Annotated in this window: 24 protein-coding genes; 16 read left to right on the top strand and 8 right to left on the bottom strand. The window is 63.1% G+C overall.

Going from position 1 to position 22,552, the window contains the following annotated elements; all coding sequences use genetic code 11:
• Positions 1–107: 107 nt before the first annotated feature.
• Together GYH29_RS15970 and GYH29_RS15965 are read right to left on the bottom strand one after the other, a co-directional pair.
• On the bottom strand, positions 108–338 hold the full coding sequence (locus GYH29_RS15970; RefSeq protein WP_161524120.1) for a hypothetical protein: 231 nt from the start codon (positions 336–338) through the stop codon (positions 108–110).
• A gap of 131 nt (positions 339–469) precedes the next feature.
• Entirely contained in the window at positions 470–1,363 is an 894-nt protein-coding gene (locus GYH29_RS15965; RefSeq protein ID WP_019104343.1) for a LysR family transcriptional regulator, read from the bottom strand.
• Between the two features lie 109 nt (positions 1,364–1,472).
• Here GYH29_RS15965 and GYH29_RS15960 point away from each other — a divergent pair, with 109 nt between their 5' ends.
• Positions 1,473–2,852 carry an MFS transporter gene (locus GYH29_RS15960; RefSeq protein ID WP_161524119.1) on the top strand — a complete coding sequence of 460 codons (1,380 nt, stop codon included), beginning with the start codon at positions 1,473–1,475 and terminating at the stop codon, positions 2,850–2,852.
• A gap of 14 nt (positions 2,853–2,866) precedes the next feature.
• Positions 2,867–3,265 carry a hypothetical protein gene (locus tag GYH29_RS15955; protein WP_019104341.1) on the top strand — a complete coding sequence of 133 codons (399 nt, stop codon included), beginning with the start codon at positions 2,867–2,869 and terminating at the stop codon, positions 3,263–3,265.
• A gap of 24 nt (positions 3,266–3,289) precedes the next feature.
• Here the strand turns inward: GYH29_RS15955 and GYH29_RS15950 are convergent, their stop codons facing one another.
• Positions 3,290–4,132, bottom strand: coding sequence for a LysR family transcriptional regulator (locus GYH29_RS15950; protein ID WP_019104340.1), 843 nt, complete (start codon positions 4,130–4,132; stop codon positions 3,290–3,292).
• A 158-nt stretch (positions 4,133–4,290) separates the two neighbouring features.
• On the opposite strand from GYH29_RS15950, the gene gloA reads away from it, so the two are divergent.
• Positions 4,291–4,686: a lactoylglutathione lyase gene (gene gloA / locus GYH29_RS15945; RefSeq protein WP_019104339.1), complete on the top strand. Its 396-nt coding sequence runs from the start codon at positions 4,291–4,293 to the stop codon at positions 4,684–4,686.
• Positions 4,687–4,742: 56 nt separating this feature from the next.
• On the opposite strand, the gene GYH29_RS15940 is transcribed toward gloA, so the two are convergent.
• The 3 genes from GYH29_RS15940 to GYH29_RS15930 all read right to left on the bottom strand — a co-directional run bounded on the left by GYH29_RS15940 (position 4,743) and on the right by GYH29_RS15930 (position 8,033).
• Complete coding sequence (locus GYH29_RS15940) at positions 4,743–6,371, bottom strand: methyl-accepting chemotaxis protein (RefSeq protein ID WP_019104338.1); 1,629 nt, start codon at positions 6,369–6,371, stop codon at positions 4,743–4,745.
• Between the two features lie 150 nt (positions 6,372–6,521).
• Positions 6,522–7,484, bottom strand: a complete 963-nt coding sequence (locus GYH29_RS15935) for a sugar-binding transcriptional regulator (protein WP_019104337.1) — start codon at positions 7,482–7,484, stop codon at positions 6,522–6,524.
• Between the two features lie 75 nt (positions 7,485–7,559).
• A complete protein-coding gene (locus GYH29_RS15930; RefSeq protein ID WP_019104336.1) occupies positions 7,560–8,033 on the bottom strand; it encodes an RpiB/LacA/LacB family sugar-phosphate isomerase in 474 nt (157 codons plus the stop codon).
• A gap of 302 nt (positions 8,034–8,335) precedes the next feature.
• Between GYH29_RS15930 and GYH29_RS15925 the strand changes: the two genes are divergently transcribed.
• Genes GYH29_RS15925 through dhaL form a run of 7 tightly spaced genes read left to right on the top strand, consistent with a single transcriptional unit; the run spans position 8,336 to position 15,485 of the window.
• Positions 8,336–9,814, top strand: coding sequence for a sugar ABC transporter ATP-binding protein (locus GYH29_RS15925; protein WP_161524118.1), 1,479 nt, complete (start codon positions 8,336–8,338; stop codon positions 9,812–9,814).
• Between the two features lie 40 nt (positions 9,815–9,854).
• Positions 9,855–10,847, top strand: a complete 993-nt coding sequence (locus GYH29_RS15920; RefSeq protein ID WP_107732653.1) for an ABC transporter permease — start codon at positions 9,855–9,857, stop codon at positions 10,845–10,847.
• A 53-nt stretch (positions 10,848–10,900) separates the two neighbouring features.
• Positions 10,901–11,902 carry a substrate-binding domain-containing protein gene (locus tag GYH29_RS15915; RefSeq protein WP_043590266.1) on the top strand — a complete coding sequence of 334 codons (1,002 nt, stop codon included), beginning with the start codon at positions 10,901–10,903 and terminating at the stop codon, positions 11,900–11,902.
• An 11-nt stretch (positions 11,903–11,913) separates the two neighbouring features.
• Positions 11,914–13,008: an MDR/zinc-dependent alcohol dehydrogenase-like family protein gene (locus GYH29_RS15910; protein WP_161524117.1), complete on the top strand. Its 1,095-nt coding sequence runs from the start codon at positions 11,914–11,916 to the stop codon at positions 13,006–13,008.
• Between the two features lie 11 nt (positions 13,009–13,019).
• On the top strand, positions 13,020–13,799 hold the full coding sequence (locus GYH29_RS15905; RefSeq protein ID WP_161524116.1) for a GolD/DthD family dehydrogenase: 780 nt from the start codon (positions 13,020–13,022) through the stop codon (positions 13,797–13,799).
• Between the two features lie 10 nt (positions 13,800–13,809).
• Positions 13,810–14,820, top strand: a complete 1,011-nt coding sequence (locus GYH29_RS15900) for a dihydroxyacetone kinase subunit DhaK (RefSeq protein ID WP_161524115.1) — start codon at positions 13,810–13,812, stop codon at positions 14,818–14,820.
• Positions 14,814–15,485, top strand: a complete 672-nt coding sequence (dhaL, locus tag GYH29_RS15895) for a dihydroxyacetone kinase subunit DhaL (RefSeq protein ID WP_161524114.1) — start codon at positions 14,814–14,816, stop codon at positions 15,483–15,485. The genes GYH29_RS15900 and dhaL overlap by 7 nt, the downstream gene beginning before the upstream one ends.
• Before the next feature lie 20 nt (positions 15,486–15,505).
• Here the strand turns inward: dhaL and GYH29_RS15890 are convergent, their stop codons facing one another.
• Positions 15,506–17,191 (bottom strand): S8 family peptidase, encoded by a 1,686-nt coding sequence (locus tag GYH29_RS15890; RefSeq protein ID WP_161524113.1) that lies wholly within the window; start codon positions 17,189–17,191, stop codon positions 15,506–15,508.
• A 668-nt stretch (positions 17,192–17,859) separates the two neighbouring features.
• Here GYH29_RS15890 and GYH29_RS15885 point away from each other — a divergent pair.
• The gene (locus GYH29_RS15885) at positions 17,860–18,369 is read left to right on the top strand and encodes a hypothetical protein (RefSeq protein WP_198001588.1); all 510 of its coding nucleotides are present in this window, start codon (positions 17,860–17,862) and stop codon (positions 18,367–18,369) included.
• A 94-nt stretch (positions 18,370–18,463) separates the two neighbouring features.
• Here the strand turns inward: GYH29_RS15885 and GYH29_RS15880 are convergent, their stop codons facing one another.
• Positions 18,464–18,991, bottom strand: a complete 528-nt coding sequence (locus GYH29_RS15880) for a hypothetical protein (RefSeq protein ID WP_198001587.1) — start codon at positions 18,989–18,991, stop codon at positions 18,464–18,466.
• A 79-nt stretch (positions 18,992–19,070) separates the two neighbouring features.
• Here GYH29_RS15880 and GYH29_RS15875 point away from each other — a divergent pair, with 79 nt between their 5' ends.
• The 5 genes from GYH29_RS15875 to GYH29_RS15850 all read left to right on the top strand — a co-directional run bounded on the left by GYH29_RS15875 (position 19,071) and on the right by GYH29_RS15850 (position 22,545).
• The gene (locus GYH29_RS15875) at positions 19,071–19,274 is read left to right on the top strand and encodes a hypothetical protein (protein ID WP_161524112.1); all 204 of its coding nucleotides are present in this window, start codon (positions 19,071–19,073) and stop codon (positions 19,272–19,274) included.
• Between the two features lie 212 nt (positions 19,275–19,486).
• Positions 19,487–20,230, top strand: a complete 744-nt coding sequence (gene modA, locus GYH29_RS15870) for a molybdate ABC transporter substrate-binding protein (RefSeq protein ID WP_161524111.1) — start codon at positions 19,487–19,489, stop codon at positions 20,228–20,230.
• Between the two features lie 405 nt (positions 20,231–20,635).
• Positions 20,636–20,914: a hypothetical protein gene (locus GYH29_RS15860; protein ID WP_161524110.1), complete on the top strand. Its 279-nt coding sequence runs from the start codon at positions 20,636–20,638 to the stop codon at positions 20,912–20,914.
• A gap of 325 nt (positions 20,915–21,239) precedes the next feature.
• Entirely contained in the window at positions 21,240–21,794 is a 555-nt protein-coding gene (locus GYH29_RS15855) for a hypothetical protein (RefSeq protein ID WP_161524109.1), read from the top strand.
• Between the two features lie 295 nt (positions 21,795–22,089).
• Positions 22,090–22,545: a hypothetical protein gene (locus tag GYH29_RS15850; RefSeq protein ID WP_019104323.1), complete on the top strand. Its 456-nt coding sequence runs from the start codon at positions 22,090–22,092 to the stop codon at positions 22,543–22,545.
• Positions 22,546–22,552 lie beyond the last annotated feature (7 nt).

Genomic DNA, 22,552 nt, shown 5'->3' with positions numbered 1-22,552 from the left:
TTCGAGGTTTCTGGAAATTGGCCCAAACGGAAGGGTCGTGAGCTGTTTCTAGGCGCTCATTTCCTAATGAAACTGTTGGATATGGGCGGCGGATCAGCGCCCCATGCTCACCACCCACAAAGGGGAAGCAGCAGAAATAATAGGGTGAAGCCGAACTGGGCTCCGGCCGTGTGTCGGCGCAGCTTCCAGAACACCAAGCAAGTCAGCGCCAGCCAGCCTACGATGCCAAACAGCGCCAGATTGACCATGAAGGCGCCCATGCTGCCCATATCGGCCAGACAGAATTCGGACAAGAGCAAAAGGGCGGGCAGGAGCGAGGCGGCGCGGAGGTAGGACATTCGAGTGGCTTCTTGGGGGTGGAGCGGGCATTTTGCATCAAGGCCGCGGCTTTGCCCACCGTTCAGCGCACGCCTGCGTGGACGCGACGCACGTGCCGGTGGCAAAGGCCAGGACAATCGCGGGCGGCCCGCTAGCCCGCCGCCTCGCGCTCGCGCAAAAAATCGATGAAGGCCCGTACCTTGGCCGGCACATGGCGGGTGCGCGGGTAGAGCGCGTGAACGCCTTGCTGCGGGAAGCCGTGATCGGGCAGCAGCCGGCGTAGCCGGCCGGCCTGCAGATCGGCGTTGACCAGCCAGTCCGGCAGCAGGGCCACGCCTAGGCCGGCCAGCGCGTAGGCGCGAAGGATGGACGCGCTGTCCGAACTCAGCCGCGCCGTGCCGGGCTGGCGCCAGGCTGTCTGGCCGCCGCCCGGCGTGTCCACCAGCCAGGGCGGGGCGTGTTTGAGCCGGCTGTGTCCCAGCCAGGGCAGCCGGCTCAGCGCGGCCAGATCGCCGGGCGGTTCTTGGACCAGCAGAGCCGGCGCAGCCACGGGGAAAATATCGAACTGGGCTAGCTGCGCCGCGTGCAGATCGGTTTCCGGCAGGCGGCCCAGGCGGATGGCGACGTCGAAGCGCTCGGCGATCAAATCGGCATGCAGCGAGGACGTGGACAGCTGCACCTGCAGCGTCGGATGGCGCAGGGCGAAGGCTTCGATCGCCGGCGCAATCTTGGCCAGGCCGTATTCCAGCGTGGCGGTCACGCGCAGCGCCCCGCTCAGCTCCCCATGCTCGGCGCGGGCGTCGTCTACGGCCAAGCGCGCCTGCTCCAGCATATCGGCGCAGCGCTGGTAAAAGCGCGCGCCGGCGTCGGTCAGCGCCAGGCTGCGGGTGTTGCGGATCAACAGCGCGACGCCGACTTCCTGCTCCAGGCGTTTGATATTGAAGCTGACCACGGCGCGGGTTTGGCCCAGCGCGGCGGCGGCGGCGGTGAAGGAGCCGGCGTCCACCACGGCTTTGAAGCTAGCAAAACGATCCAGACTGACCACGACAAAGCCCGCTATTGTCAAAAATAATTTGACAGTCTAGCCGGCGTAAGCCGGTATTTCCAGCGCCGCCCCCTGTCTATACTCGGCCGCTTTACCGTGGAGAGCGCCGATGTCGCCCCGTTCGAAACTGACTTTGGTGTACTTGTTCGGCTTTGCGCTGGACCTGATCAATATGTTCATCGCCAGCGTCGCCTATCCGGACATTGGCCGCGGCCTGGGCGCGTCGCTGGCGCAGCTGGCCTGGGTGGGCAACGCCTATATGCTGGGCCTGACCCTGGTGATTCCGCTCAGCGCGTGGCTGGCCGGCGCTTACGGCGAGCGGCGGGTGCTGCTGGGCTCGCTGGGCTTGTTCCTCGCCGGCGCGGCGCTGGCGGGCACGGCCGGGTCTATCGAGGCGCTGATTGGCTGGCGCGCCTTGCAGGGCCTGGGCGGAGGCCTGCTGATTCCGGTGGGCCAGGCCATGGTTTACCGGCACTATCCACCGGCGCAGCGCGCTCGGCTCACCGCCTGGATCATGAGCGTGGCGCTGATTGTGCCGGCGCTGTCGCCGGCGCTGGGCGGCGTGATCGTGGACGCGCTGTCCTGGCGTTGGGCCTTGCTGGCCAGCGTGCCGCTGGCCCTGCTGACGCTTTGGCTGGCGGCGCGCTGGTTGCCGGCGGACCAAGCGCCGGCCAAGCGCGACGCGTTAGACCTGTCCGGCCTGGCTTTGCTGGCCGTCGGCATGGCCTCGCTGTTGCTGGCTTTGACCTGGCTGGGAGAAAGCGGTCGCCTGCCGTGCGGCGTCGCCGCGCTGCTATTGGCCGTCGCCGCGCTGGCCGGCTACGCGCGCGCCGCCGCTGGCAAGGCCGAGCCGGTGTTGAAGCTGACGCTGCTGCGCGATCCCTTGCTGCGCACCGCCATGCTGGTTTATCTGTTTGTGCCCGGCGTGTTCATGGGCGTCAGCCTGGCGGCGATGCTCTACCTGCAAGAATCGCTCAAGCTGAGCGCCGCAGCCGCCGGCAGCCTGATGCTGCCCTGGGCGCTGGCCTCCGGGCTGGCCATCAGCCTGACTCGCGGCCGCTTCAACCATGACGGCCCCAAGCCTTTGCTGCTCTTGGGCATGTTGTTCCAGAGCGCCGGCATCGCCGCGTTGGCTTTGGGCGTCAGCCGGCCGTGGCCGCTGATCGCCGCTTACGCTTTGATGGGTTTCGGCGGCAGCCTGTGCAGCAGCGCGGCGCAGAGCGCGGCCTTTCTGGACATCGCGGAACCGGAACTGCGGCAGGCCAGCGCGCTGTGGAACATCAACCGCCAATTCAGCTTCGGCCTGGGCGTGGCTTTGATCAGCCTGCTGTTGAACGCGTTGACTCATTACAGCGGCGCGCCCGTGGCCACCGCCCATGTCTATCAAGCCTGTTTCTTCATCGCCGCCGCCCTGACTTTGGCGCCGGCGGTTTTCGTGCTGCGCATCCACACCCCAGCTGTGCTGGCCCTGCTGCGGCCCAGCCATTAAAGAGAGAAAGTCCGATGACCAAGACCAATCCCTATTTCGACGAAGTGATCTCCGCGCATATCGCCATCCGGCAATGGTTCGCCGGCCCGGCGGGCCCCGCCGAGCTGGAAGCCCTGATGGCGCGCTTCTCGCCGTGTTTCTCCATGGCGTCGCCCAGCGGCGCGCAACTGGATCTGGACGCGCTGCGCGCATTGTTCGCGCGCTCCGGCGGCGGCAAACCCGGCTTGGAGATTGAAGTGGATCAACTGACCCTGCTGGACGAACACGCAGGCGGCGCGACGGTGGCGTATCGCGAAGCGCAATACCTGGGCGGCCGGCTGAGCAGCCTGCGCCTGGCCACCGCGGTGTTTGAGCGCGACGCGGCCGGGGCGCCGCGCTGGCGGCATCTGCAGGAAACCTTCTGCGCCGCGTGAGGCTTGAGCGAAGCGCGGCGGGCCTCAGTTCGCGACGACGGACTGGACGAAACCGTCCACCAATGCGGACTCCTGCTGCTTGCGCCAGATAAAGTGGATGTCGCTGATAGCCAAATCCGGCAGCGCGAAGCCGCGGTAGCCGTCTTGCGGCCGGCACAGGCTCTCCGGCACACAGGAAAAGCCGGCGCCGGCGGCGACGCAGGCGAAGATGGCCGGATAGGATTCTATCTCCAGCACCGCGCGCGGCCGCACGCCGGAAGCTTGCAGCCATTGATCCACCAGCCGGCGGTAATGGCAGGCCGCGCCGAAGGTGTACAGCTCCAGCCCGGCCAAGGCCTGCGCCGACGCCGCGTCGATATCCAGCGGAGCGATCAGCATCAATTTTTCCCGGAACGCCAGCCGGCTGGTCAGCAGCGGATGCTCCACCGGCCCGTCGCTGAGGATCAGGTCCAGTTCCCCGTCCTGCAACTGGCGTTCCAACTGCAACGAATGGCCGGCGCGCAGATGCAGCTCCACCTCGGCGTGCTGGCGGCGGTAGCGGGCGATGCGGGCGGGCAGATGGGTGGCCAGAGCGCCGTCCAGCGCGCCCACTCTTAGCAGGCCGCGTGCGTGCGCGCCGGCGAACAGGCCTCGCACCTCGTCGGCCTGTTGCAGCAGACCACGGGCGTGGCGATAGAGCAGATGGCCTTCCGGCGTGGTCAGCAGGCGGCGGTTTTCGCGGCTGAACAGCTTGACGCCCAGTTCCGCCTCCAATTCCTGCAAGCGGGCGGTGAGATTGGACGGCACCCGGTGCAATTGCTCGGCGGCGGCGGCGATGCTGCCTTGCTCCACCACCGCGCAGAAGAAATTCAGTTGCGAGAGTTTCATGTTTCGCTTTTTGTGATTGATTTCAGCATTATAAGTCGCTTTTAATGGATTATGTGCGAGGCTAAGATGGCGCGATCTTAGAACCTGTTCAACGCCGTATCGCTGAAGCGCAGAAGACGCTGAACAGGCTCTTCATCTCAACCATCAGGAACAAGCGCATGAGAATTCTGCACACCATGTTGCGCGTGGCCGATCTGGACGCCGCGCTGGCCTTCTACACCCGGGCGCTGGGCATGCGCCTGCTGCGCCGCAACGACTTCCCGGACGGCCGCTTCACGCTGGCTTTTGTCGGTTATCGCGATGAAACCGAGGCCGCCGCCATCGAGCTGACCCATAACTGGGATCAGGGCGATTACCAGCTGGGCAACGGCTATGGCCATGTGGCGATAGAAGTGGACGACGCCGCCGCCGTCTGCGAGCAGGCGCGCGCGCTGGGCTACACCGTGGCGCGCGAAGCGGGGCCGATGAAACACGGCCGCACCGTGATCGCCTTTTTGCTGGACCCGGACGGTTACAAGGTGGAATTGATCCAGAAGGGTACTCAGTACGACTGAGCGCGGAGAAGGGCGGGCCCGAGCTTGCCGAGCCCGCCTCGTTTGAAACCCGTTGATTAGAGACGGAAGCGCGCGGTCACGCCCTGCAGGTTTTGCGCCAGCGCGTTGAGCTGGCTGGAGGTGGTGGCCAGTTCTTCCACCGTGGCGCTGTTTTCCTCCGCCATCTGCGACACCCGCTCCATGCTCTGCGCCAGGTTCAGGCTGGCGGTGCGCTGCTCGCTCAGCGCGCTGGTGATGTTGCCGATGGAATGCACGATGGAGTGGGTGCTGCCCTCTATCTCCTGCATGGAGTCGGTGGCCTGGCTAGCGCCGTCGGACACCGTGCCCACGCTGGACAGGCTCTGCTCCATGCTGCCCACCACCCGGTTGGCGCTGCCTTGGATGGAGCCGATCATCTGAGTGATTTCCTGGGCGGAACTGGCGGTGCGTTCCGCCAGCTTGCGCACCTCGTCCGCCACCACGGCGAAGCCGCGGCCCATCTCGCCGGCGCGCGCCGCCTCGATCGCGGCGTTCAAAGCCAGCAAGTTGGTTTGGTCCGCCACATCGCGTATCACCGTGACGATATTGCCTATCTTCTGCACTTCCTGAGTCAGGCCCTTCATCTGGTCTGAAGTGGCCGCCACCGAGGACGACACCGATTCGATATTGCCCACCGACGCCTTCACCGCATGGCCGCCGCGGCTGGCCAAATCGCCGGCCATCGCCGCCTGGCGCGAAGCCTCGTTGGAATTGTCCGCCACGTGGTTGATGCTGACCGTCAGCTCCTCGATGGTGGCGGCGGCTTCGGACGTGGCCTCGGACTGGCGCTGCGCGCCATGGGCTACTTGCTCGGACATGCTGGCCAGCTCGTGAGCGGAGTCGGACACCTCGTTGGCGTTTTTCTGGATGCTGGCCACCACCTCGCGCAAGCCCTGGCGCATCTCCTGGATATCCTTGGCCATGGCGATGGCCTCGTCGCGCGCCTCCGGAATTGGCTCATCGTGGCCGGACAAATCACCCTGCTTGATATTGCGCACCAACTGCGCGGATTTCTGTAGCGGCACCGTCACCAGGTTGGCAATGAACATCGCAATCGCCACCGCGGCGATCAGGGCGATCACCGCCACGGTAAGCAGTACCGTCACCGCCTCGCTCTGCGCGGTCTTGCTGGCCTCGATAGACTTTTGCATCAAGTCTTCCTGAAAGTCCGACATCTCTTTCAAGGATTTCAAAAACACGTTGTTGGCCGGTGCAAAGGTTTTCATCAGAAAGGTTTTGGCTTCCTCGTTCTTATTGGCGCGCGCCAAGGCGTACAAGGGCTCAAACTGAGCGCCCAGATTAGTGCTGGCGGCCTTGAGCTTGTCAAACAGCTCCTTCCCCTTGGGCGTGGACAGCAGTTTTTCCATCTGATCCAGATTGGACGCGTTGGCGGCGCGGAACTCCTCCACCTTCTTGATATGAGTCTCGGTTTCTTCCGGCGTTTGCACGATGATGGCGTTGCGGATGGAGCGGCCCACATCCAGCGTGGTGACGCTGATCTTGTTGGCCAGCATGATCTTGGGATAGCGATCCTCGGTCACATCGCGGATTTTGTCGCTTATGGTGTTCAACTTCATCATCGCCACCGCCACGATGATGGCGATCAGAATGATCAGCAGGCCGAAGCCGGCCAGCAGTTTTTGCTTGACGGTCAACTGGTGCAGCATGGAGCGCTCCCCCGGACAGATATTGTGCCTATAGTGCCGCGACGCGCCCTGCCAGAGCCGCGGCTTCTTGATGAAACATAGTTGCCGGAATGGGCTAGATCAAATCATCCGCACGCATCTTGCTGCCGGGGGGAACACGCCGTCAGGGGTTTAGGTTACTGGCGTCTTGCGGGTGATGTCGTCCAGGCTGATTACCGTCATGGCGTTGACCGTGGTGGTGGCCAGGGTGTCGATCACCCCGGTGCGTAGCGCTCCCAAGAGAGCCGTGGCCTTGGACTGCTCGCTGGCGATGGCGATCACATTGGGAATACGTTCCAGGTCGCTACGGTTGAGGCCCAGCACGCGGCCCTGTAGCGAGGTATTGGCAGGCTGGCCGTAAATGTCGAAGAAGTCGTAGCCCATCACATCTCCTATGGTGCCGCCGCGTTTGGCCTCCGCGATCTCGGTTGGGCTAAACCAGCCCATACGCACGATATTGCTGTCCTCCGACAAATCGCCGATGCCAATCAGCGCCAGGTCGGCGCGGCGGGCGCGGTCCAGTGTCTGGCGCACGGTATCGTTTTCCAGCAGGCTTTGCCGCAATGCGGGGTCCCGGATTAGCGCCGGCGCGTACAGGGTTTCGCTTTCCCCGCCGAAACGCGCCGCCAGCCGCCGGCAGATATGATCGGAGTTCATGGTCTCGCCGCCGCGATACGCGCCGCCTATGGCTGAGATGAACGCGCACTCGCGCCGCGCGGGGGTGGAAATGTAGTCGGACACCGCGCTGATATTGCGGCCCATGCCCACGGCTACCACCATGCCGTCGTCCAGCGCCTGGTCCAGATAGGTGGCCACTTGAGCCGCCAGCAACGCGCGTTGCTTGTCGCCGTCCTGATGATCGATGGCGATGATGGCGCGCTGGATGCCAAAGCGCTGACGCAGTTCCTGTTCCAGGCCGTTGGCGTAAGCCGGATGTTGGCGCACGCGGATTTCCACCACGCCTTCTTCCTGGGCCTTGCGCAGCATGCGGCTGACGGTGGCGCGCGAAATGCCGAAGCGCTTGGCCAGCGCCTCCTGGGTGTGGTTGTCCACGTAATAAAGGGTCGCCAGTTCTGTCAGCTCGTCTTGATTCATGCCTTCCTCTTTGTCAGGCCGCCGGCAGGGGCGGGGCCGCCAGTTTATGCCAAATCGGCGGAGCGTGGTCTGGCCTCAGCTCGGCTCTCCATCACCATCACGGCGCGGGGAGGCCTGCTCGTATTGACTGATTCTGTCCAGTTTAGGCTGCGATGCCCCGCCGTCAAACCGCGCCTCCAGCCAGGTGTCCACGATGCGCTTGGCCAGTTCCGGCCCCACCACGCGCGCGCCCAGCGTGATGATCTGCGCGTCGTTGCTGCGTTTGGCCCGCTCGGCGGAGTAGGTGTCATGGCATTGCGCGGCGCGGATGCCGGGCACCTTGTTGGCGGCGATGGCCATGCCGATGCCCGTGCCGCATAACAGAACCGCATGGCTGTAGCGGCCGGCGATGATTTGCTCGGCGATGGGAATGGCGATGTCGGCGTACAAGGCCGGCTGGCGGTCGTACACCCCGCAGTCGCTGACCTGGCGGCCTTGCGCCTGCAGATGGCGCAGCAGGATTTCCTTGAGGTCGAACGCGGCCTCGTCGCAAGCGATGGCGATATGCATCTGGCTCTCCTTGGCTGAGTGGCGTGGAGCGCGGGTGGCGCTGTTGGTGAATACAATGAACGTAATTTCAATTAATGGAAAGTTTTTCATTGTTGTTGCTGAAAAGCCACCATGCACTTATTGCACTTGCAGCATGCACTGTAGTGCTTGCCTATTGCGGAATTAACAAATTAATTAAGCATTTTATGGGAAATGATCTTGCGCTGCATGATTGTTGTATGGCTGGTTTGAATTGACGTTAGCAAAATCCGCTGCTTAGCATGTGTTCAATTAATGAACATTTGTTCTGGTCGGAGGCGCTAATGGAAACCGTGCTACTGCAGGCGATGGGCATTGCGAAATCCTTTAACGGCGTGGTGGCCCTGCGCAATGGCTGCCTGGAGCTGGGCGCGGGCAGCGTGCATGCCTTGTGCGGAGGCAACGGCGCCGGCAAATCCACCTTTCTGGGCATAGTGATGGGTTTGTTGCGCAGAGACGGCGGCAGTTTGCGGCTGAGGGGGCGGGAGGTGGATTTCGCCTCGCCGCTGGCGGCGCTGAACCGGCGCATCGCCATGATCTCGCAGGAACTGTTGCCGGTGCCGGGCATGAGCGTGGCGGAAAACCTGACTCTGGGCCGCGAGCCGCGTCTCTGGGGCGCTTTGGTGGACCGCCGCCGCCAACTGGCCGAGGCCGAGACGCTGTTGCAGCGGCTGGATTTCGACCTCGATCCGCGCTGGCCGATGTCGCGACTGAGCCTGGCGCAGACTCAGTTGGTGGAAATCGCCAAGGCCTTTAACCGCGACAGCGACATCCTGATCATGGACGAACCCACGTCCTCGCTGGGAGAGCGGGAGACCGAAGCGCTGTTCGCCGCGGTCCGCCGCCTGGCCGCCCACGGCGCCGGCATCATCTATGTGTCGCACCGCTTGTCTGAGATTTTCGAGATTGCCGACCGCTACACCGTGTTTCGCGACGGCGCTTTCGTCGAAAGCGGCCGGCTGGCCGATATCGACCGCCCGCATCTGGTGGGCCAGATCGTGGGCCGGGAGCTGCGCGGCGAGCGCAGCCGCCGCCCGTCCGTCAGCGCCGAGCCGTTGCTGCAGGTGGAAGGGCTGGGGCGGGACGGCGAGTTTCACGACATCAGCCTGGCGGTGCGGCCCGGCGAGATCGTCGGCATCTACGGCCTGCTGGGCTCCGGCCGCAGCGAGCTGCTCAACTGCCTGTACGGCTTGAGCCGGCGCCAGCGCGGCAGCGTGCGGCTGGCAGGCCGCGAGGTGCCGACCAGCCCGGCCGGAGCCATCCGCGCCGGCTTGGCCCTGGTGACGGAGGACCGCAAGGACAGCGGGCTGGTGCTGTCTGCCTCGGTGGCCGACAACATCGCCTATCCGGTGCTGCCGCGGCTGGCGCGCGGCGGCGTGGTGCGGCGAGCGGCGCAGCGGGCCTTGGTGACCGATTTGTGCCGGCGCTTGCGCGTCAAGGCCGCCTCGCCGGCGATGCCCGCCGGGCGGATGAGCGGCGGCAATCAACAGAAAGTGGTACTGGCCCGCTGCCTGGCCGCCCAGCCGCGTTGCCTGTTGTGCGACGAGCCCACCCGCGGCATCGACGAGGGCGCCAAGCGCGAGGTGTACGCCTTTCTGGACGACTTTGTCCGCGGAGGCGGAGCCGTGCTGCTGGTGTCGTCGGAAGCGCCGGAAATCCTGGAGTTGAGCGACCGCATCGCCGTGTTCCAGGCCGGCCGGCTGGTGGCGATGCTGGATGGGGCGGAGGCCAGCCAGCAGGGTTTGCTGCACCTGGCTTCCTGAGCGCCGCCGTCACCAAGAAATCACCAGAAAAGGAAAACCGATGGACGATTCCCTGAGCCCCAAAGCGTCGGCCTTCGCCGCGCGGCTGCCTGGACGCGCCGGCTGGCGCGCCGCCCTGTCGCGCTACGGCATCGTCGCCGCGCTCTTATTGCTTTGTCTGCTGCTGAGCCTGGCCAGCCCGTATTTCCTCAGTTGGGACAACTGGGCCAACATCCTGCGCCAGACCTCGATCAACGGCATCCTGGCGGTGGGCATGACCTTTGTCATTCTCAGCCGCGGCATCGACCTGTCGGTGGGCGCGGTGCTGGCCTTCGCCGGCATGGTGGCCGCCAGCCTGGCCATCCGGCCGGAAGCCGGCGTCGCTCCGGCGCTGCTGGCCGGCCTGGGCTGCGGCCTGGCGCTGGGCGCGGTCAACGGCCTGCTGGTGGCGCGGCTGGCGGTGCCGTCCTTCGTCGCCACCCTGGGCATGCTCAGCGCCGCGCGCGGGCTGACCTACATCTACAGCGACGGCATGCCGGTTTCCAGCCTGCCGGACGGCTTCCGTCTGATTGGTCAGGGCGAGTGGGCCGGGCTGCCGCTGCCGGTATTGATTTTCGCGCTGGTGGCCGCGCTGGCCTGGTTCACGCTGTCCCATACCGTGTTCGGCCGCTATGTCTACGCCGTGGGCGGCAATGAAAAAAGCGCGCGCACCAGCGGCATCCGCACCCGCTGGATCACCTTCTGCGTCTACCTGATTGCCGGCGGCCTGTCCGGGTTGGCCGGCCTCATTCTCACCGCTCGCACCACAGCGGCGCTGCCGCAGGCCGGCGTGGCTTATGAACTGGACGCCATCGCCGCGGTGGTGATCGGCGGCGCCAGCCTTTCCGGCGGCGTCGGCTCGGTGCTTGGCACCGTGATGGGGGCCTTGATCATCGGCGTGATCAACAACGGGCTCGATCTGATGGGGGTGTCGTCTTATTACCAGCAGTTGATCAAGGGCGTGATCATCGTGGCGGCGGTATTGCTGGACGGTTCGCGTCACAGGCAAGCCTGAGCCAAACGCCTTGCCGCGCCAGTCACGGCGCAATCTCAAAGGAGGAATGGAGCATGCAACGGTTCAAATTCGGCGCTGCGGCGCTGCTCTGCGCACTGGCGCTCCCTGCCTGGGCGGCCCAGCCGCTGCGCATCGGCGCGGCAGTCTACGGACTCAAGGGCGAATTCATGCAAATGTGGGTGGACGCGTTGAAGCGGCATCCGGCGGTGAAGGACGGCTCGGTGCAGATCACGGTGTTTGACGGCCGCTACGACGCGCTGACCCAGAACAACCAGTTCGACACCATGATCACCCAGAAGTACGACGCCATCCTGTTCGTGCCCATCGACATCGCCGCCGGGGCGGAAGCGGTGGCCAAAGCCGCGCGCGCCAAGATTCCGGTGATAGGGTCCAATACCCGCGTCAACGGCGACCAGCTCACCGCCTATATCGGCAATAACGACACCGTGGCGGGAGAGTTGCAGGCCGAGGCCGTGGCCAAGGCGCTGAAGGGCAAGGGCAATGTGGTGATCATGGAAGGCCCCATCGGCCAGTCCGCGCAGCTGGAGCGCAGCGCGGGCAACCAGAAGGCGCTGGCGCGTTATCCCGGCATCAAGGTGCTGGAGCGCAAGCCGGCCAACTGGTCGCGCGCGGAGGCGCTGACGCTGATGGAAAACTGGCTGACCGCGCGGCCGGGCCAGATCAACGGCCTGATCGGTCAGAACGACGACATCGCGCTGGGCGGATTGGAAGCGGTACGCGGCAAGGGCCTGGACCCCAGGAAAATGCCGGCCGCCGGCATCGACGGCATTCGTGACGGAATTGTGGCGGTGAAAAATGGCACCTTGATGGTCAGCTTCTTCCAGGACGCCAAGGCCCAGGCGCAGGGCGCGTTGGACCTGGCCCTGCGCGCGGTCAAGGGGCCGGCTTACCAACCGCGTTCCGACATCTGGCGCGAATACGCCAAGCCGATGCCCTGGGCCGGCGGCGCGGCCAAGCGTTACGACGTGCCCTGGACCACCATCACCCCGGCCAATGCCGACGCGCTGCTGGCCAAACTCAAGCCCGGCGCTTGAAGGAGACGGCCATGAGCGCAAGCGAAACCCTCATTCCCGCCGCCATGCAGGCGGTGGTGGCCTACGCCCCAGGCGATTACCGGCTGGAAACCGTGGCGGTGCCGGAGCCGGGGCCGGGTGAAATTCTGGTAAAGGTGGAAGGCTGCGGCATTTGCGCCGGAGACCTGAAAGCCTATGACGGCGCGCCCAGCTTCTGGGGCGACGAGAACCAGCCCGCCTACATCAAGGCGCCGATGATACCCGGCCACGAATTCATCGGCCGCATCGTCAAGCGGGGCGCCGGCGTGACCCAGTTCGCCATTGGGGAACGGGTGATCTCCGAACAGATTGTGCCGTGCTGGGCCTGCCGTTTTTGCCGCCGCGGCCAGTACTGGATGTGCGAGAAACACGATCTGTACGGTTTCCAGCACAACGTCAACGGCGGCATGGCCGAATACATGAAGTTCACCAAGGAAGCGATTACCTATCGAGTGCCGGACTCGCTGCCGCTGGAGCAGGCAGTGCTGATCGAACCCTATGCCTGCTCCTTCCACGCGGTGCAGCGCGCGCAGATCCAGTTGGGCGACGTGGTGGTGGTGTCCGGCGCCGGCACCCTGGGCCTGGGCATTATCGGCGCCGCGCGCAAGGCCGGGCCGGGCAAGCTGATTGCGCTTGATCTGTTCGACGAGCGTTTGGAGCTGGCGCGCCGCTTTGGCGCGGATCTGACGCTGAACCCGCGCCGCGACGACGTCAATGCCGAGGTCAAGCTGCTGACCGACGGCTATGGCTGCGACATCTACATCGAGGTTACCGGCCATCCAAAATCCGTCAGCCAGGGCCTGGCCATGCTGCGCAAGCTGGGCCGTTTTGTGGAAGTGGGCGTGTTCAAGGACCCGGTGTGCGAAGACTGGAGCATCATCAGCGACCGCAAGGAGCTGGACATCCTGGGGTCCCATCTGGGGCCTTACTGCTATCCGCACGTGATCGACGGCATCCTGGACCAAAGCTTGCCCACCCAGGGCGTGGTCACCCACGCGCTGCCGCTGGCGCGCTTTCGAGAGGGTTTCGATCTGGTGCGCAGCGGCGACCGCTCGCTCAAGGTCATGTTGTTGCCGGGAGAGGCCTGATGGAGAACGCAATGGAAGGACATGCAAACCGGGCTTGGGACGCCGGATTCAAGCTTGACGGCAAGGTGGCCCTTGTGACCGGGGCCGCCGCCGGCATCGGCCTGGCCATCGCCGAGCGGCTGGCGGAACTGGGCGCGGCAGTGGCGCTGGCGGACATCAGCAGCGGCGTGAAGGAGCGCCTGCCGCAACTGGCCGGCGGCCCGCGGCGCCATCTGGCGATAGTCGCCGACCTCGGCGTCAGCGGCAACGCCGAGCAAGTGGTGCGTCAGACACACGGCTGGGGCAAGCGGCTGGACATCCTGATCAACAACGCCGGCATTGCGCTGCTGGACCACGCCGACGACGTGAGCGAAGCGGCATGGGACGCCACCATGGCGCTGAATCTGAAGGCCCCGTTCTTGCTGGCCCAGGCCGCCGGCCGTGTGATGCGCGGGCAGGGCGGCGGCCGCATCGTCAATATCGCCTCCCAGGCCAGCGTGGTGGCGCTGGAACGCCACAGCGCTTACTGCGCCAGCAAGGCCGGCCTGGTGGCGCTGACCCGGGTGCTGGCGGCGGAGTGGGCGGCCCACGGCATTACCGTCAACGCCATTTCCCCCACCGTGGTGGCCACCGAGTTGGGCCGCCAGGCCTGGGCCGGCGCGGTGGGCGAGGACATGCGGCGGCGGATACCGCTGGGCCGCTTTGTCCGCCCGGACGAGGTGGCCGCGTTGGCGGCCTACCTGGCCAGCGAGCACGCCGCGATGATCACCGGCGAGAACCTGTTGATAGATGGCGGCTACACCGCCTTATAGGAGCTGCACCATGAACCGCATCTTCAATCATCCCGATCGCATGGTCGAAGACATGTTGATCGGCTTCCTGGCCGCGCACAATGGCAGTGTTGCCGCCACCGGCAACCCGCGCGTGCTCAAATCCATCTACGCCGGCGCGCCCGGCCGCGTCGGCATCGTCAGCGGCGGCGGCTCCGGTCACGAGCCGGCATTTCTCGGCTATCTGGGCCGCCACCTGCTGGACGCCGTGGCAGTCGGCGAAGTGTTCTCCTCGCCCAGCGCCAAGAGCTTTGCCGATGCATTCGCCGCCGCCGACGGCGGCGCGGGCGTGGTTTGCCTGTATGGCAACTACGCCGGCGACAATATGAATGTGAAAATGGCGATGCGCCTGGCCGAGCAGGCTGGCGTGCGAGTCGAGGCGGTGGTGGCCAACGACGACGTGCCCTCCGCGCCGGCTCAAGAGCGCGAGCGTCGCCGCGGCGTGGCCGGCGAAATCCTGATGTGGAAGGTGGCCGCGGCCCACGCCGCGCAGGGAGGCAGCCTGGAACAGGTGGCGGACGCCGCGCGCCAGGCCATTGCTCACACCCGCAGCATGGGCATCGGCTTGTCTGCCTGCACCATTCCGGCGGCGGGCAAGGCCAATTTCCACATCTCCGACGGTCAAATGGAAGTAGGTATTGGCCACCACGGCGAGCCCGGCGTCCAGGTGCTGCCCACCGCCAGCGCCAGACAAATGGCGGAACTGATGTTGGAAACCCTGCTGGCCGACCTGCCCTTGCAGCGGGGCGACCGGGCGGCCTTGCTCTTGTCCGGCATGGGCGCCACCCCGTTGATGGAGCAATACATCCTCTACGGCGAGCTGTCCGCTCAACTGCAGGTGCGCGGCATCCAGGTGGACCGGCCGCTGGTGGGCAATTACTTCACCGCGCTGGAGATGATGGGCGCCAGCGTCACCCTGATGAAGCTGACGCCGGAACTGGCCGCCGGTCTGGACCACCCTTGCCAATCCCCGGCTTTGACGGTAGGTGCGCTGCCATGTTGAGCCCGGATGCAAGCCTGCCGTGGGCCGCCACCGTCCAGGCGGTGCCGGCGATGATAGAGGCCATTCGCAGCCAGCGCGACCGCCTGAGTGAAATCGACGGCGCGATTGGCGACGGCGACCACGGCGTCAATATGAGCAAGGGCTTTGGCCTGTGCCGGCAAGCGCTGGACGCCTTGCCGGCTTTGCCGCCGCTGCCGCAGGCATTGCAGCTGCTGGCCCGCAGCCTGATGGACGACATCGGCGGCTCGATGGGGCCGCTGTACGGCAGCCTGTTCCTGGCCATGGCGGACACGCTGGATTCGCGGCCCCGGCTGGATGCCGCCGGCTTCGGCGCGGCGATGGCCGCCGGCACGGAGGCGGTGCTGGACATGGGCGGCGCGCGCGCCGGCGACAAAACCCTGGTCGACGTATTGCTGCCGGCGCGGGATGCTTATCAGCAAGCGCTGGCCAGCGGGGAGGGCTGGCCGCAGTGTCTGCGGGCGATGCAAGCGGCGGCGGCGCAGGGCTTGGAGTCCACCCGCATGATGCAGGCCCGGTTGGGACGCGCCGCCCGCCTGGGCCCGCGTTCTATTGGTGTGCTGGACGCCGGGGCCGCGTCATGCGAATTACTGCTGCGTACCCTGGCGGAGGCTGTGCTGCGCGCCGTCAAGCCGTCTGCCGGCTGAAGGCGCGCCGCTGGGACGGATCAATCGACGGGGAGGGCTGGCGCGGGCTGCGGCTCGGCCTGAGCCAACCGCTTGGCGATGAGTACCGCGTTTTCGGCGTTCACCCGGCCATAGCCGTAAAACCGGCTGTGGCCCTTGCCATCGTACTGGCCGCCTTCGCCATCGCCGGGGTGCGAAATCTTGTCGCAACTCTGCGCGATGATGTTGCGCACCTCCTGCCAACCCAAGGCCGGATGTGCCGCCAGGATCAAGGCCGCTACGCCGGCCGCGCCGGGGCAAGCGCTGGAAGTGCCGCCAAAATCATCGGTGTAATTGCCCCACTGGTCCCCGCTGTCGATGCTGCCGGAATTGTAGCCGGCCCCGCCGCTGCGATCCGAAGTCCATATGCCGCGGCTGCGTGGCGGCCGGCCATCTGGCTCCGGCTCCGGCCGAATGCTCTGGTCCGGGTGGGTAATATCGGCGCTGGGAAAAGCGCACCAGACCGCATGCCCGTAATCGCTGTAGATGCTGCGCCGGCTGTACTCATTGCAAGCCGCCACTGCCGTCACCTTTTCGTAGCTGGCGTAACCATCGTTATCCACGCTTTCATTGCCATTGCCGGCCGCAAAAAAGATTACGCAACCCTTGCCGCCTCGTCCTTGCTGGACGGCGTAATCCATCGCCAGCCGCGTACTGGCAGGCAAGGCCGCCACCTGATGGTGCAGCGGGTCGGCCGGGTCGAACCAAGCGCCGTCACTCGGTCCCCAACTGCAACAAATGACGTCGGCGCCTTGATTGGCCGCCCATAAAAAAGAGAAGGCCTCTGCCATCGAGCCCAAATCGCTGGCCAGGCGGATCGGCATCAGCCGCGCCTTGGGGGCCACGCCGCTGGCGCCGTAGCGCCCGCTGGCGCACGCCACGCCCGCCACCGCCGTGCCATGGTTGTCCCACGCTTGCTTGGGCCGGGGGTCCGTGCTGGCGGCGGGATCGCTGACATCCGCCGGTGCCACGATCTTGCCCGGCAAGGCAAATTCCGGGTGCTCGATATCCACGCCGTCGTCGATCACCGCGATCACAACTCCTTCCCCCTGACTCAGGCGATGCGCCGCCTCCACATTGGCGCTGGCGTCGATTTCCGCCTGATAACTGACCGTGGTTTTCTTCAGATGCCACTGATTCGGATGAATGGCGCGCCGCTTGCGCTGGCGCAGCAGCTCAGGGTGGCAATACTCCACCTCCTTGCGTCGCAGCAAATCCAGCGCGGTTTGAAACACCTGCGTGCCGCTGCCTTCCTTGGCCGCGGCAAAATAAGCGTTGGCGGCGTAAGCCGGCCGCTGCTTCACCGTGAGGCCGGCGGCGTGGAGGATGGCCAGGCAGCTTTGCTCATCCAGCGAATCAATAAACTTGATGAAAATGTTCTCGGTGTAAATCACCGGCTCGCCAGTGAGCCGGTCAACCAGCGCGCTGCCGGCGAAACGCACTTCGGGCAAACCGCGCAAACTGGTTTTCCGCGTATTGACGGATTGCTGGCCCGGCGGCACCCGGTACACCTCCAAACCCGCATCCGGAAACTGCAATACTAACTCGCCACTGGCGATGCCGGTTGGCATTGTGGCGCTGAGCTTAGTGGAAATTGGCTGATTGTCTCGAGTGCGCACCGCAATTAAATCCTTGCTCTTCTCCAGAAAAAACGAGGGCTCGTTCTTTTTGCCAAATTTGACTTCCATGGGGAATCCTCCATTAATGTTCAGCGAAAAACCAGGGCAAAACCAATTGCCGTCAATCCCATGCGTTTGACGCCGCATCGTGTGTCATTGCTGCGGAAAATGCATGGCAATCAAATGCGTAAATCATGACGGACCCGGTTTGGAGTCTGGGTTTTCGATATTAATTTCCCCAATCTGCACATTAAAAACAAAGCGAGGACAAAATGCATACATAGCAATGCTATTGTGAGTGAGAAGAATCAGCAGTGAATATGGGTGGCGGGTAAATAGTGTGGGCTTTGAGATTTAATTTTACAATGGCGGATCATATATTCTGTTAGGAGAATATTTTAATGTGAACAATTTTGTGATGGCATTTTTTTGCCAACCAAACCTGGCGAACAACGGAGACGCCAAGGCTGGCCGCCGCAGGAGGCGGGGCAATGAACATGGACTGGGTGATTAACTTAAATGCACGGCATATTGATGTAAAAAAACCCATTTGACATTTATTGGAGGTGAATTATAAACAATGCTGTATGAGTAATTTAGACGCCGCCACATGTCAGCGCTGCGGTGTCAAAAGCGAGTCCACGAATGTTTGCGCGGTCTTGGCGGAAGCCTCCTTGCCGCCCTGCGGCTAGCGGCAAAGCCATCCGGCCTTCCCATTCATCACAAGGAGTTTCACCATGCGCCAAAACGCCCAGAAAACCCCCCTTAACCGCTTGTCCATGGCCATCGCGCTGCTGATTGCCGCCGGCCTGCCCAGTCTGGCCCACGCCGTAGAATGTCGGGCCATCCCCAGCGTCAAGACCAGCGGTGTGTCCGCCAATAACAACGCCGCGGGCGGCCACCTCAACCAGCATATCTATGGAGCCACGCCGCCGGCCGGCACCAGCCAGGTGGGCAAGACCCTGTTCACCAGCGTGGAGGAATACACCGGCTTCTGGAACAACTACGTGGACCCCAAGAAGTACACCGGCGTGGCCGTACAGTGTTCCGGCAACCACGCCCGCCAGAGCGTCACCGTCTATAGCGTGCTGAAGAAAGACAAGATAGGCGGCTATAGCTGCACCGCTGCGGACGCGGCGGGCAAATGCACCGCGCAGACCCGCTCGCAGTTCTCCAGCGTGCAGCTGGATTTTGATGTGGTGCGGGGCAGTTGGGTTTTGCTGACCGCCTATCCGGTCAACCCCTGATCCTGTGTTGAGACTCCTTGCCGTGTCACGGGCGCGCCTCTCTGCGAGCTTGTATTAGTGGGTCTAAGCATCGCGGTCTGGCCAGCTTAATGGCTTAATCGTGCCGGCCGGCCGCCGCCAAGGCGGGGAAAGCGGCGCTTGCCGCCGCGCTCCGTCCAATCGCCCGGGCAACCACGGCCGCGCCGGCGGCCAGCGCCAAGCCAAACAACAGCAAGGCCATGGGCGCGCCCAGGTGGTCCACTAGCAAGCCGGTGAAGATCACTGGCAGGCTGAAGCCGATATAAGCCAACAGAAAGAAACCGGCGCTGGCGCGCGGTTTTTCCGCGCCGGCCAGCGCGTTTACCGCGGACAAACCGCCCAGATAAGTGAAGCCGTAGCAGGAGCTGCTCGCGCCCAGCGCTCCGAACAACACCGCCGCCAGCGAACCCTGGGTCGCGCCCCAGGCCAGCAGCGCATAGCTGGGCGGCAGCACCAGCATGCCCAGGCGGGCGGCGCGGCTGGGCGGTATCGCGCGGGCCAGCGGCTGGAACAGCAGGCCGCAGCTGATCACGGTGAAAGTGGAGAAACCGGACCAGCGCGCCAGCCCGTGCGCGGCCAGCACCGACGGCAATAAGGCGATCACCAGCCCCACCGCCGCCTAGGCCGGCAGGATGGCCAAGCCGAAGGGCAAGCTTCCGGCGGGGAAATAGGGCGGGCGCAGCATGTTCGTCTGGGCGCGCACCGGCCGCCACAGCTTTAAGGCAATGCAGGCGGAAGCCGCCAAGCGAGGAATCCTGCTGTCGCCGGGCTGCGGTTTCATGCCCGGCGGCGAGGACAACGATTGGCTGCGGATCAATGTGGCTTATGCCGGCGATGCGCGGGCGCTGGGGTTTTTTGAGGGGGTGGGGAGCCCGCAGGCTGGATGATGATTTTGAAGGTGAGTTCCGTTTCTCGGCCGGAGTAGTCACATAAAAAGTACGCTGGCATTGATGGCTGCTTGTGAATAAGCCGTCTGATCTAACTGTCCTTAGGCCAGGAGCAACCCAGTGTCGCGCCGTCTGGCTCTAGGTTTTGTCACCGATTCATATTGTCTACAGCGCATGTCCTATGCTGAATTGTTGGTGCTTGGGAGCATGAGATGTCGAAGATATTGGCAATGTGGCTGTTGGTTTGCATGTCTGCCATCGCCTATGCCGAGCAGGTGAGGGTGGCCGCCGCCAGCAATACGGAACCGGCTTTGGGCGAGATCATCAGGCGCTTCTCCGCGGAAACGGGCGTCGGTGTCGATGTCACATATGGCCCGTCGGTGGCGCTGGCCTCGCAAATCGCCAACGGCGCGGAATTCGAGATTTATCTGTCGTCGAGCGAGGAATACACGCGGCGGCTGAGGGCGCTGGGCCGTTGTTTGAGCGAGCCGCGCATTTATGCTTTGGGATCGTTGGTGCTGTGGTCATTGGATGCGGATTTTCGCAGCGACCATTGGCTGGAGTGGCTGCGAGATGGTCATGGCACAATCGTGTTACCTGATCCGGAGGCTAGTATTTATGGCCAGACCGTCTTGTATAGCTTGAACCACTATCAATTGGCCGAACGGCTGCGGCCGCGCTTCGTCCGAGTGCCGGATGTGGCGCACGCAGCGGAGTGGGTTGCATCCGGCAAGGCCTCGGGCGGTTTTGTCTCAAAATCCCAAGTGCTGAAGTATTCCAATCTGGGCAAAGGGCACTGGGTGGAAATCCCGGCAGAGACCTACCCACCGATCAAACAGACCGCCACGTTGCTGACGCCTGCGGCCAACCATCCAGCGGCCAGAAAACTGTACGAGCAACTGTTCGATCCGGGGTCGCAGAAAATTTGGAGTAAGTACGGGTATGGTAAGCCATGATGCGCCGGGTGTCGCTTCGAGCGGCTAACAAAACCTGTCGATAAATCGTAGACAGACCATTGAGAAAGCCAGCTTGAGCAAGTCGTAATGCGCATCCTGAATTGCTCCGGGATTTATAGTCACATCAAATGACTGCTTGGACTGACCCGGCGCTTGTAGGCAATCCTGCCCTATGATTGGCCGGTAGTGCGCCTTCACACGAACCCAAAATGGCCGCCTGAGCAGACGCTCACAGCAGATAGGGTGGCAGACCGCATTGGCCGAGAAGCAGCCTTCTCTATATCTGGCGCGTAGATAGCGTGGCTAAGGGAAGTAAGGCCGGCGTATGCCCACCGGCGCGGCGCAGACTTTGCTGCGGGTAGCGGTGCAGCACCCGGAAGCGCTGCGGGAGCTGAAATAAGCCTAATGATCAAACGACCTCTTTTTATGGTATCCCTTGCCGTTCTGGCTGGCTGCTCTGATCCAATGGTGGATGCTATCGCAAGCCGTGACACCTTCGCTTACGCGGCTGTAAACGATGCAAGAGACAAGCCGGCCTTCACGATTCAAGTGGGAACATCTTGCCGAGTGGGCAAGATCTCATTTGGCAAGGTCGATGCTTATACGGAGGTGGTCTGCGGAGACAAAAAGGGATGGGTGTTGGAAGTGGATAACCTGAAGTCCTTGATGTTAGTTGGTGGCTAGTCGAACTACACCTCCCTATACTTCGCGGCGAGTTCATCTGCCAATGGAGCGAAGCTTAGATGGCCGGTCAGTGAGGGCGGTGGCGTAGCTTGACGGTTGTCGTAAGGCTATGAGTGCTGTGTTTGATTATGGGTTAATACTATTTTTATAAATGCTGTATCAACTTAGCTGTGATGATTGAGGTGTCATGCAAACTGGTTGATTGTCACTAAAACTATCCGCAGATGTGTCCTTGAGCTAGTGCTGATGCTTGTGTTTTTATGATTTGGCAGCGAGTGCGAAGTTCATTTTTTTTGTGTGGTTCATGGTTTTGTCTGGGTGATCTATGAAAAGAAATGTTTTTATAATTTTGTTGGGTGTTTTGTGGTTTTTCGCTTTTTTAGTTTTCCAGGGGCAATTGGTTTCGATACCTCATGCTTGGGCACTTAATATGCCTGACGGGCTTTATTGTGAAAGTTACTCAGCCGTACGAAATGGTTGGGTGTGCTCTAAATTTGAAAGCGTTATGATGCGATCGTGGGTAGGGCTCGTGGCTTTGATGGGGGGAGTGCTTTCTTTTAGGTTAATTGGACGGATGTCTGGCTTACATTTTTCTATGATTTACTGCTTTTTGCTATTCGCTGAGCTGGGGGCTTTTTTTGCGGGTTTGCGAGGTTATGCTTATTTTCTGAATGGCAATGCCAGTGCGATATATGGAAATATGATGCTCATTTTGTTGGTTCTCTCTGGAGGGGGCATGGTGGGAGCTTTGCTGGTGGGTGAGTATAAAAGCTATCTTCGTGGAAGAAAGGTCAAGGCAAGGCAGGCAAGGCAGGCTTTAGGTATTGATATCGAAACTGCAGAACGGCTGGTGGAAAAGAAATCACGAGAAAAGAGGTGAGCTTATTGTGTAGTTCCATTGGGTCGTTTTGATTTGGTTGTTGTCATAATTGTTTGCTATTTTGCATTTTGCCGTCTCGTCAGTGTTGTCTGTGTAAGGTAGTCAGGCTGTATGGTCTTGACCCCCATCCCCCTCTAAGCAACAATCCCTCCGTGCCGTTTCATCCCGGCACTGGGCCGTGAGAACCCATCGACTGCAGGCGAGGTGCTGTTCTTCAGCACGTTTTCCAAACTTGCGTTGCGTCTGCCTAGCCGGCAGCCGCTGGTTTTCACGCACTTCTAGCAAGAGGTTGCCCATGTCTGATTTCTCTAAACCCCGCCGTTCCCGCTACCGCTTCCCCTCCAGCGAAGCCAAAGACCTCCGTCTGCCCTTTGTCCGCCGCGTGCCGGACCGCACTTATCCGCATTACTGGCAGCCGGCGGAGCCTCAGGATTATTTCGAGGCCTGCGCCATTGGCCGTCAGTACGCGGCGCACATGGCGCAGTTGTTGAAGACCAACCGTCAGCATGCGGCGCGTGGGCTGTTGTTCCGCATTGCCAGCGATATGGATTTTGCCGACAAGAGCTACCGCATCGGCCTGTGCAAGGGCTTCTTCAATTATCTGGAGATGCTGCTGAATCTGGCGGTGGAGCGGGTGGATCTGGCCCAGCATGTGGAGGCGGTGCAGCAGCTATATCTGTGCCTGGAGCAGTTGGCGGAGACGCAACAGCAACAGCGGCGCAAGAAGCGCGGCCGGGGTCGCCAGCGCTGAGCGCGTT

Origin of the sequence: Chromobacterium haemolyticum, from assembly GCF_009936155.1 — a bacterium.
Taxonomy (GTDB): domain Bacteria; phylum Pseudomonadota; class Gammaproteobacteria; order Burkholderiales; family Chromobacteriaceae; genus Chromobacterium; species Chromobacterium haemolyticum.
This window is presented reverse-complemented; position numbering and strand designations above follow the sequence as displayed.

Excerpts from the sequence above, each read along its gene's own strand:
- GYH29_RS15970 (WP_161524120.1), bottom strand. The coding sequence starts at position 338 with ATGTCCTACCTCCGCGCCGCCTCGCTCCTGCCCGCCCTTTTGCTCTTG.
- GYH29_RS15960 (WP_161524119.1), top strand. The coding sequence starts at position 1,473 with ATGTCGCCCCGTTCGAAACTGACTTTGGTGTACTTGTTCGGCTTTGCG.
- GYH29_RS15955 (WP_019104341.1), top strand. The coding sequence starts at position 2,867 with ATGACCAAGACCAATCCCTATTTCGACGAAGTGATCTCCGCGCATATC.
- GYH29_RS15950 (WP_019104340.1), bottom strand. The coding sequence starts at position 4,132 with ATGAAACTCTCGCAACTGAATTTCTTCTGCGCGGTGGTGGAGCAAGGC.
- gloA (WP_019104339.1), top strand. The coding sequence starts at position 4,291 with ATGAGAATTCTGCACACCATGTTGCGCGTGGCCGATCTGGACGCCGCG.
- GYH29_RS15940 (WP_019104338.1), bottom strand. The coding sequence starts at position 6,371 with ATGCTGCACCAGTTGACCGTCAAGCAAAAACTGCTGGCCGGCTTCGGC.
- GYH29_RS15935 (WP_019104337.1), bottom strand. The coding sequence starts at position 7,484 with ATGAATCAAGACGAGCTGACAGAACTGGCGACCCTTTATTACGTGGAC.
- GYH29_RS15930 (WP_019104336.1), bottom strand. The coding sequence starts at position 8,033 with ATGCATATCGCCATCGCTTGCGACGAGGCCGCGTTCGACCTCAAGGAA.
- GYH29_RS15925 (WP_161524118.1), top strand. The coding sequence starts at position 8,336 with ATGGAAACCGTGCTACTGCAGGCGATGGGCATTGCGAAATCCTTTAAC.
- GYH29_RS15920 (WP_107732653.1), top strand. The coding sequence starts at position 9,855 with ATGGACGATTCCCTGAGCCCCAAAGCGTCGGCCTTCGCCGCGCGGCTG.
- GYH29_RS15915 (WP_043590266.1), top strand. The coding sequence starts at position 10,901 with ATGCAACGGTTCAAATTCGGCGCTGCGGCGCTGCTCTGCGCACTGGCG.
- GYH29_RS15910 (WP_161524117.1), top strand. The coding sequence starts at position 11,914 with ATGAGCGCAAGCGAAACCCTCATTCCCGCCGCCATGCAGGCGGTGGTG.
- GYH29_RS15905 (WP_161524116.1), top strand. The coding sequence starts at position 13,020 with ATGGAAGGACATGCAAACCGGGCTTGGGACGCCGGATTCAAGCTTGAC.
- GYH29_RS15900 (WP_161524115.1), top strand. The coding sequence starts at position 13,810 with ATGAACCGCATCTTCAATCATCCCGATCGCATGGTCGAAGACATGTTG.
- dhaL (WP_161524114.1), top strand. The coding sequence starts at position 14,814 with ATGTTGAGCCCGGATGCAAGCCTGCCGTGGGCCGCCACCGTCCAGGCG.
- GYH29_RS15890 (WP_161524113.1), bottom strand. The coding sequence starts at position 17,191 with ATGGAAGTCAAATTTGGCAAAAAGAACGAGCCCTCGTTTTTTCTGGAG.
- GYH29_RS15885 (WP_198001588.1), top strand. The coding sequence starts at position 17,860 with ATGCGCCAAAACGCCCAGAAAACCCCCCTTAACCGCTTGTCCATGGCC.
- GYH29_RS15875 (WP_161524112.1), top strand. The coding sequence starts at position 19,071 with ATGTTCGTCTGGGCGCGCACCGGCCGCCACAGCTTTAAGGCAATGCAG.
- modA (WP_161524111.1), top strand. The coding sequence starts at position 19,487 with ATGTCGAAGATATTGGCAATGTGGCTGTTGGTTTGCATGTCTGCCATC.
- GYH29_RS15860 (WP_161524110.1), top strand. The coding sequence starts at position 20,636 with ATGATCAAACGACCTCTTTTTATGGTATCCCTTGCCGTTCTGGCTGGC.
- GYH29_RS15855 (WP_161524109.1), top strand. The coding sequence starts at position 21,240 with ATGAAAAGAAATGTTTTTATAATTTTGTTGGGTGTTTTGTGGTTTTTC.
- GYH29_RS15850 (WP_019104323.1), top strand. The coding sequence starts at position 22,090 with ATGTCTGATTTCTCTAAACCCCGCCGTTCCCGCTACCGCTTCCCCTCC.